Source organism: Streptosporangium sp. NPDC005286, from assembly GCF_040607515.1.
Lineage (GTDB): Bacteria > Actinomycetota > Actinomycetes > Streptosporangiales > Streptosporangiaceae > Streptosporangium.
Genome location: NZ_JBEXGU010000284.1, coordinates 1 through 7,233, shown reverse-complemented (window position 1 = coordinate 7,233; position 7,233 = coordinate 1). Strand labels below are relative to the sequence as shown.

Annotated in this window: 6 protein-coding genes; 4 read left to right on the top strand and 2 right to left on the bottom strand. The window is 60.7% G+C overall.

The window, feature by feature from the left end:
* The first annotated feature begins 219 nt into the window (after positions 1-219).
* Positions 220-1,026: an IS5 family transposase gene (locus ABZU75_RS44435; RefSeq protein WP_355568905.1), complete on the top strand. Its 807-nt coding sequence runs from the start codon at positions 220-222 to the stop codon at positions 1,024-1,026.
* 33 nt (positions 1,027-1,059) lie between these two features.
* On the opposite strand, the gene ABZU75_RS44430 is transcribed toward ABZU75_RS44435, so the two are convergent.
* Entirely contained in the window at positions 1,060-1,446 is a 387-nt protein-coding gene (locus ABZU75_RS44430) for a hypothetical protein (RefSeq protein WP_355568902.1), read from the bottom strand.
* Between the two features lie 294 nt (positions 1,447-1,740).
* On the bottom strand, positions 1,741-1,941 hold the full coding sequence (locus ABZU75_RS44425) for a hypothetical protein (RefSeq protein WP_355568899.1): 201 nt from the start codon (positions 1,939-1,941) through the stop codon (positions 1,741-1,743).
* 236 nt (positions 1,942-2,177) lie between these two features.
* On the opposite strand from ABZU75_RS44425, the gene ABZU75_RS44420 reads away from it, so the two are divergent.
* The 3 genes from ABZU75_RS44420 to ABZU75_RS44410 all read left to right on the top strand — a co-directional run bounded on the left by ABZU75_RS44420 (position 2,178) and on the right by ABZU75_RS44410 (position 6,534).
* On the top strand, positions 2,178-3,608 hold the full coding sequence (locus ABZU75_RS44420; protein ID WP_355568896.1) for a NaeI family type II restriction endonuclease: 1,431 nt from the start codon (positions 2,178-2,180) through the stop codon (positions 3,606-3,608).
* 98 nt (positions 3,609-3,706) lie between these two features.
* Complete coding sequence (locus tag ABZU75_RS44415; protein WP_355568893.1) at positions 3,707-4,972, top strand: hypothetical protein; 1,266 nt, start codon at positions 3,707-3,709, stop codon at positions 4,970-4,972.
* Positions 4,973-5,184: 212 nt separating this feature from the next.
* Positions 5,185-6,534, top strand: a complete 1,350-nt coding sequence (locus ABZU75_RS44410) for a hypothetical protein (RefSeq protein WP_355568890.1) — start codon at positions 5,185-5,187, stop codon at positions 6,532-6,534.
* Positions 6,535-7,233 lie beyond the last annotated feature (699 nt).

Genomic DNA, 7,233 nt, shown 5'->3' with positions numbered 1-7,233 from the left:
CACTGGTCTGCATGGCGACTACGCCACCAGACACGCGCTCGGCGAGCCCATTACCAGCGACAACGCATCAGAGATCACTAAGTACGGCTGGAGTATTAGGAGCTCCTCTCAAGGACCCGCTGTTTCGGCTAAGTGGGTGTTTGAGAGGTGATCGTGGGACTGTCTTGCCAGGTGGGTATGGGTGGGGCATGACACGAGACCGGTTTTTACCCCTCTGACCTGACCGATGAGCAGTGGGCACTGATCGAGCCGCTGCTGCCCGCTCCGCACTGGGACAGCCGCCCGGACAAGCATCCACGACGTGAGGTCGTGGACGCGATCATGTACGTGGTACGCACCGGTTGCTCCTGGCGGCAATTGCCAGCCGACTTCCCACCCTGGCAGACCGTCTACTGGCACTTCGTACGCTGGGAAGGCCAAGGAGTGACCCAGCAGATCATGGATATGCTGCGTCGGCGGGTCCGCAGGAGCGCTGGCCACGAGGCCGAGCCGTCAGCCGCAGTGCTGGACTCCCAAAGCGTCAAGGGCGCCAACACCGTTGGGGCCGACAGCCGAGGCTACGACGCGAACAAGAAGATCAACGGCCGCAAACGGTTCGTGGTCACCGACACGCTTGGACTGCTGCTGGCGGTGATGGTGCGTCCAGCCAGCGTGCAAGATCGAGCCGGTGCTACCACGATGCTGTTAGGGCTGTATCTGACCGGTCGCTGTCGAGTGGTGTTCGCTGATCAGGGCTTTGCCGGGCGGCTCGTGCTCTGGGCGCGGCAGGTGCTGGGCATCGTCGTACACATCATCGGCAAACCATCTGGTCAGCGGGGATTTCAGGTGCACCCCAGGCGGTGGGTGGTAGAACGGGCGCTGGCCTGGCTGATGGCCTATCGACGACTGGCTCGTGATTATGAGCGTCGGCCGCCGACCAGTGAGGCGATGATCCGATGGGCCGGGATCAATACTCTCCTGCGGCGCATCACCCGAGGCCATCCCGCCCAGCGGCCTGGACCTCGCTCCCTGGAACGAATCCACTGAACTTCACGATCACTGCCCCATCGCCTTCTCGCCTCAGCGCGGCTGCCGATGCAGCCCATGAAACCGCATGACTGCTTCACGTTGTTGCTCGATGGAACCGATCTCGCAGGGCTGAGCCGGTGCGAACACGTCGACTTCCTCGAATGCATCGCCTGGTGGCCTGGGTGCCAAGACGTATCCGCGGCGACCGTTGGTGAACTGCCGGAGCTGACCTGATGGCCAGACGTCCGATCGTGCTCCCTGGCAGCAAAGGTTGAACCCTTCGGCTTCCAGTCGGCGGCGGAGATCGAGGAGGCAATCCAGCAGGTCTTCGCCCTCTACGTCCAGCAGGAGACCGCGGCACGTGAGCACGAGCCGGGCCGGCGCAGCATCATAGAGCGCGAGGGTCGACGCTGCGATCCCGCCCTCGTGGTCGACCACGTTTAGTTGAAGGACTTCATGAGGCGACGTCTGCATAGACGCAGCTTAAGGCGGGTGCCGTCAACGACCTGAACATGCTGTTGCGTCGCCCTCTGTCTCCTGTTCTGCCATGGAACGACTCCACGATCACTTCTCAAGTACTCACTTAGTGACATGTGGGTGAAGTTCGCCTTGCCCCAGGCATCCTCATGCTAGGAGGGAAGCGCTGGAGCGCAGGCTGCGTGCCGAGAGTTTGTCGACCATTCGGAGCTGGTCAAGGCAGAGTGACGTTGCAGCTGGATTTTCCAGCGGGAGTCACCGTGGTTCGTCAGACGAATTGTTGCCTTGCTTGCCGGGACGCCATGCCGTGAACAGCGCCGAGAGGGCTATCGTTACCGCGGCCAGTGACTCTGCCGGCACGCCGATCGCAACGAGGATCACGCCGGCCGCGAGGATGGCGAAAAGCGCGATGAGATCGTGGGTTTTAGGTCGCGGCTCGGGTGAGCGCTTGGCCATCTTGTTCTCCCTCTGTTGATCAAGGCTGGGTCCTCGATCAAGTCTGGGGTCTGGCTCGCGCTTGATCGACCTCTTAGGTATTGTCCACTGGAAAATTCAATTTTCCAATGGAAAATCAGGAGACGAGGATGGCGAGGTCTCGCAGTGTAGGACGGCCGCGGTCGGCTCCCCGCGGGGACTCCGAAGAGATCGATCAGATCGCTCTCCTCCTGCAGCAACAGCTCCGACAGGCGGGAATGAGCGTTCAGGACCTCTGTGACCGTTTCACGCAGGAGCAGTTCGGCAAACGTCGCATTCCGCGTCACTCGACGATCTCGCAGCGGCTCAATGGGGTGGACCTACACAAGGACTGGACCCTGATCAAGGCGATCATTGCCGTGTGTACTCCGCCTGCCAAGGTGGAGGAGGTGTCCAAGCAGGCGCAGGCACTCCTCCAGAAGTGGCGCACTACCCCCCGAGCCGAACCTCCCGTCCCTCTCCCTGATCTCGACCTTGTCCACGTGCGACAGAAAGTGATCAGCCTGCAAAACGAGCTCGTCCAAATGCGGGCACTACACGGGGAGCTGGCTGAAGAGCTCCGTCAGACGCGAGGACTGCTTGCGTCAGTGCTACTGACCAGGAGTACCGATCCATTGCATGTCATGGGGCGCGGAGCCACGTTGAGCAAGCTCGACGCTCCCCGAGATCGCGGTAACGATAAGCCCAATCCCACAGTGCCTGCGCGAGCGCCAATGGCCATCGATCTCCCAAAACGGCCACGTTCGTTTCATGACATGGAGACGGTCTCCTCCGGGCTCCTCGCCATGGATCCCACCGGGCAGAGGGGCGCCCGAGTACTGCGGCGATCGTTTGACCAGGTGCTCGATGGCATCCACACCGGCCGGTACCGCTGGGAACAGCTGATGCGGAGCGAGAAGGCCATCATGGAGGATTTGGTAACTACGAGGTTCAGTCGTGAGTTCGGTCTCCAGGACGGCGCCAGCCTGGACCTGCAGATCGACGGAGCTGAATTCAATTGCAGGTACAGCACGAGAAATCGTGGGTGGATGTTCAGTCCGGATAGCATCGGGCAAGTTCATTTACTGCTCTGGGCCGATGACATGAAATCACGGTGGGGCCTAGGCGTGATCCATCTCAAGCCTGATTTCCTCTCGAGTGGTGCAAACAGGAACGGCCGGCGCATACTCAACAGGCAAGGGCTGGCGGAAGCGCGGTGGCTCCACGAGGACGCTCCCCTTCCCGAGAACGTCCTGCTCCGTCTCGGCTCTGAAGACATCGACCTCATTTTCGCCCCTGATAGCGGGCAGAAGCGGGTCAACGAGCTGTTCCGCCGGGCACAAGGGCTTCTAGTCAGCAGGAATGCGGTCGCAACCGTCGCAATGCAGGAGGACTACATGAAACGCGTGCGAGGCTATGGCGGCGCCCGTAGTATTCTTCGTTCCGAAGGCATTGTCATCATCGGCGGTAGCTTCAAAAAGCACACCCAGGTTGCAAACATCCTCGGTCTCACCGTGCCCGAACAGGGAGAGTTTTTAAGCGTACGGCTCGCGCGCCGCAGGCCCCACCATGGAGATGCTCCATCGATCGAACTGGAGGGCGAGCAGTGGGTCATCGCCACAGATGATGACCCGATCGAGCCCGCTCCCCTCCTTCCTGAGGTGATCTGACGAGGCGGGTGTCGGAGAGTCACCGTTGTTGCTGCACGACGTAGCTGCGCAAGGAATTGGCCCACGAACTGTCCGCGGCGCCCCCTATGATCCCGTCCATGACGTTGGCTGAGGTCACCCGTGAAGACGTTCTCCAGGCGATTGAGCTCTACAAGAACTCAGGGAGGGAAGAGTTTCTCACCGAACACGAGTCTGGGAAAGCGCGGCACTTCTTTCTCATCCACGAGGATGCCTTCTTCGACTCCAAGGCCATCTTGAAAGCTGCGCACCTGATCGGCACGGGAGAGGTGTATGGCTTCTCGGGGGGCGAAGCCGCCGCGGCGCCACGGCTTCGCAAGTTGGGCTTTGACGTCGTCGATGTGCGTGATCCCGAAGGTGGCGAAGCTATGCAGTCTCTGCTGGATAAGGGCTTGCAGCCCGGCGAGATCAGGACGCGAGCAGAGCTAGCGGAGATCTTCGGTGGTGGCCCGCAAGGTGGGATCGTACCCTCGACGGCCACGCCCACTGTGCTGATCTACTCCGACCCGAAGGTCGGTGAAGAACTCGGTTATATCGACGGGTGGGTACCTAATGATGACAGTGGGCCGCTGTTTGAATACACCGGGCACGGGCTCATGGACCAGACGTTCGAGGGTGCTGGAAACAAGGCCATTCGTGATCACGCAGTCCAGGGGCGAGCTCTACGCATGTTCAAGGCTGCTGGGACAGTGCCCAATTCAGGCACCGTCCGCCATCGCTACGTAGGCCGGTTCAAGCTCGATGAGCAGCGACCGTTCGAGGTGCGGTGGAGGCCCAACAAGGCCCACGTCATGCGCAAGGTCATTGTGTTTCGGCTTCGCCCAACCGGTCCGTTCGAGCGTTTGGACGCAGACAGCATCCCGCCGGCCGGAGAGACCCAAGCTGTGCTTGTCCCAGCAGACGTCACCACGAGCTCACTGATCGATCCGGAGAACAACACGAAGAAGCAAGGATCCCGTTCAGCTGTTCCCCAGATCGAGTTCCAGCGGCGCGAAGCCGAACTAGACGAGGAGTTCCGGGCCTTCATGCAGATCCGGAGCCACGAGTTAATGCGCTTCGAGCTCAAGGTGAAGGGCCTGACCTCGCCGATGCTGACCGACTTGTACGACACGACGGCACACGTCCTGTACGAGCTCAAGGGCAACATAGGACGCAACGCAGTCCGCATGGCAATTGGTCAACTCATGGACTACCGGCGCCATGTAAACCCGTCCAACCCTGCTCTAGCAGTACTCCTCCCAGAAGAACCACACGATGACATCAAGGCACTCTTGGACGACCTAGGCATAGCCCTCGTCTATCGCGCCGGTAGCATGTTCGTCGGCGTTCCGGGCTTGGATCACTAGTTGGACAGTTAGTCAAGCGTCGGGCTTCGTCCTCCGGGACTGTAAGACGTTTTGTAACGCCCCAGCTCTCGTACGAGCGGAACGCGAACGTTAGGAATTCCCAGCTTGTGGCGGCAAGTCCTTCGGGACTTCATAGCGGAGCGGATCTGAGATCCTGATGGGCTGGCGTGGCGTCAGTCCTATACGAACGGAGGCTGTGAATCGAGATGCCCGTGGATGAGCAGTTTGAGCGGCGGCGGACGGCGGTCGCGGTGCTGGTCCGGTCGGTGCTGGATCATCTTGTGGCGCTGGAGGGGCAACCACGCATCGGTCGGGTAATCGACGTCCGACGGTGGTGGCGGTATGGCCAAGAGGACTTCGTCGGCCTCCAGCCGCGCGCGTGGTCGATGCCGGCCGATGTACCCATCGTGGGATGGCTGGACAAGTTCCCCGAGATGACCGCGGTACGACAGGCTTACGACGCCGACCCGGTGCTAGGCGCTCGCGTCGACACGTTGATCGGAACGGAGTTCAACCGGCAGGGAAGGAACTTCGACTGGCTGCTAATTGAGCACATCGTCCAGCTGATGGTCCTGGCCACCAGTACGTACAGATTCGATGAAGCGATCTTCGATCAGCTCTATGACCGCTTTGAGCGGGGACTCGGCGCAGAGCAGGTCAACATGGTCGAGTTCCTTCCGCTCAACGGCTTTGAGTCCACGGAGACTGTCGTGCTGCTGCCGGATGGGCTCGTCATGCAGCGCATGAACGATGCCCAGATGAGTGCCGCGATAGACCATCTAGCGGTGCCGCGCATGTCGGGCGGCAGCGTCAACGGTGCCCGCGTCTCGCGGTTCGATCAGTGGGCTCTCACGGTGGAGCGCTCCTATCCGGTTACCGACGGTCGTTCGATCGCAGTGTCCCAACCGCCGGCCTTTCCAACCTTGTACGAGCCAGCCAACACCCTGATCAGGGCGCTGCGCATCGTGTGCGGCGGATCCGTCGTGGCCACGCGCAGTATGTTTGCCCAGGCAGACGACGAGTTCCCGATCGTCCTAGGCGTATCGGCAATGTTGAGTGCATTCGACGGCGCGGACAACGACCGACCGACCTACTTGCTGACCAACACGTTGGACACCTTCCGCCTCACATATACGGCGCTGAACCTGCCCAGTGTTCAAGCCGACCGCTCGCTTCAGACCGCCATCCGACGGCTCGTCTTTGCCGGATCACGCCGTGTCAACGCCGACCGCCTGATCGACCTGATGATGTCCGCTGAGGCTTTGTTCATCAAGCGTGCAAACCTGCCCCGAGGCACCAAAGGAGACAAGATCGCTGCAGCTGCAGCAGCTCTACTTGCCCAGGACCCAGAACTGAAGGCCGGCGCCGATCAGATCCAAACGTTCATGAAGACCATGTATCAGGTGCGCAACGCTGAGATGCACGGCGATGACCAGCCCCACCCGCATCTCCACCTACTAGACGGCACACCGACGGACTCCATGCCAAGCGTGCTCAAAGATGGGGAAAAGATCATGCGCCGCGCAGCCCTAACCGTCCTCGCCGAGTACACAGCACCCTGAGGGTGCCGCAAATTCATCCGTGCAGGTCGCAGGAACGATGGGTGATCGTGTGCTCCCATCCTGGATTGTGAGGACTACGCCGGAACGGCATGATGATTGGTCGTGTTGCTGCGCATCGCCTTGAGGTGCTCTAGAGATTCCGGACAGACCACTCGCTAGGGTGGTAACAGTCCGAAGGAGATAGAAGCATGCCGAAAGGTTTCAGGCGTAGGTTCAGCCAGGAGTTCAAGGACGAGGCTGTGCGCATGGTCCTCGACGGCCCCGTACGATCGCCGAGGTCGCCAGAGAGTTCGGCGTCCACGACACCACGCTCGGCATCAAAGTCGCCGCCTTTATTATCTGGGAGATCTTGGAGCACGGCATCGATCCGTGTCCGGAACGGACAGCCACGACCTGGTTCGCCTTTCTGTCTAGGCAGTGGGTCACCCAGCTTGGCCGGAACCTCGTCATAGACCTGCAAGATGTCAGTAGCGCGGCCAAGTTCCCCATGCGTGATCGGGACACGAAGTTCACTGCGACTTTCGATGCTGTGCTGGCCGATGCCGGAATGTGCATCGTTAAGAGCAGTATCCGGATGCCACAGCTGAGCTCCATCGTGGAGCGCTAGTACTCCAGCCGTACTTAGTGATCTCTGATGCGTTGTCGCTGGTAATGGGCTCGCCGAGCGCGTGTCTGGTGGCGTAGTCGCCATGCAGACCA

Excerpts from the sequence above, each read along its gene's own strand:
- ABZU75_RS44425 (WP_355568899.1), bottom strand. The coding sequence starts at position 1,941 with ATGGCCAAGCGCTCACCCGAGCCGCGACCTAAAACCCACGATCTCATC.
- ABZU75_RS44420 (WP_355568896.1), top strand. The coding sequence starts at position 2,178 with ATGAGCGTTCAGGACCTCTGTGACCGTTTCACGCAGGAGCAGTTCGGC.
- ABZU75_RS44415 (WP_355568893.1), top strand. The coding sequence starts at position 3,707 with ATGACGTTGGCTGAGGTCACCCGTGAAGACGTTCTCCAGGCGATTGAG.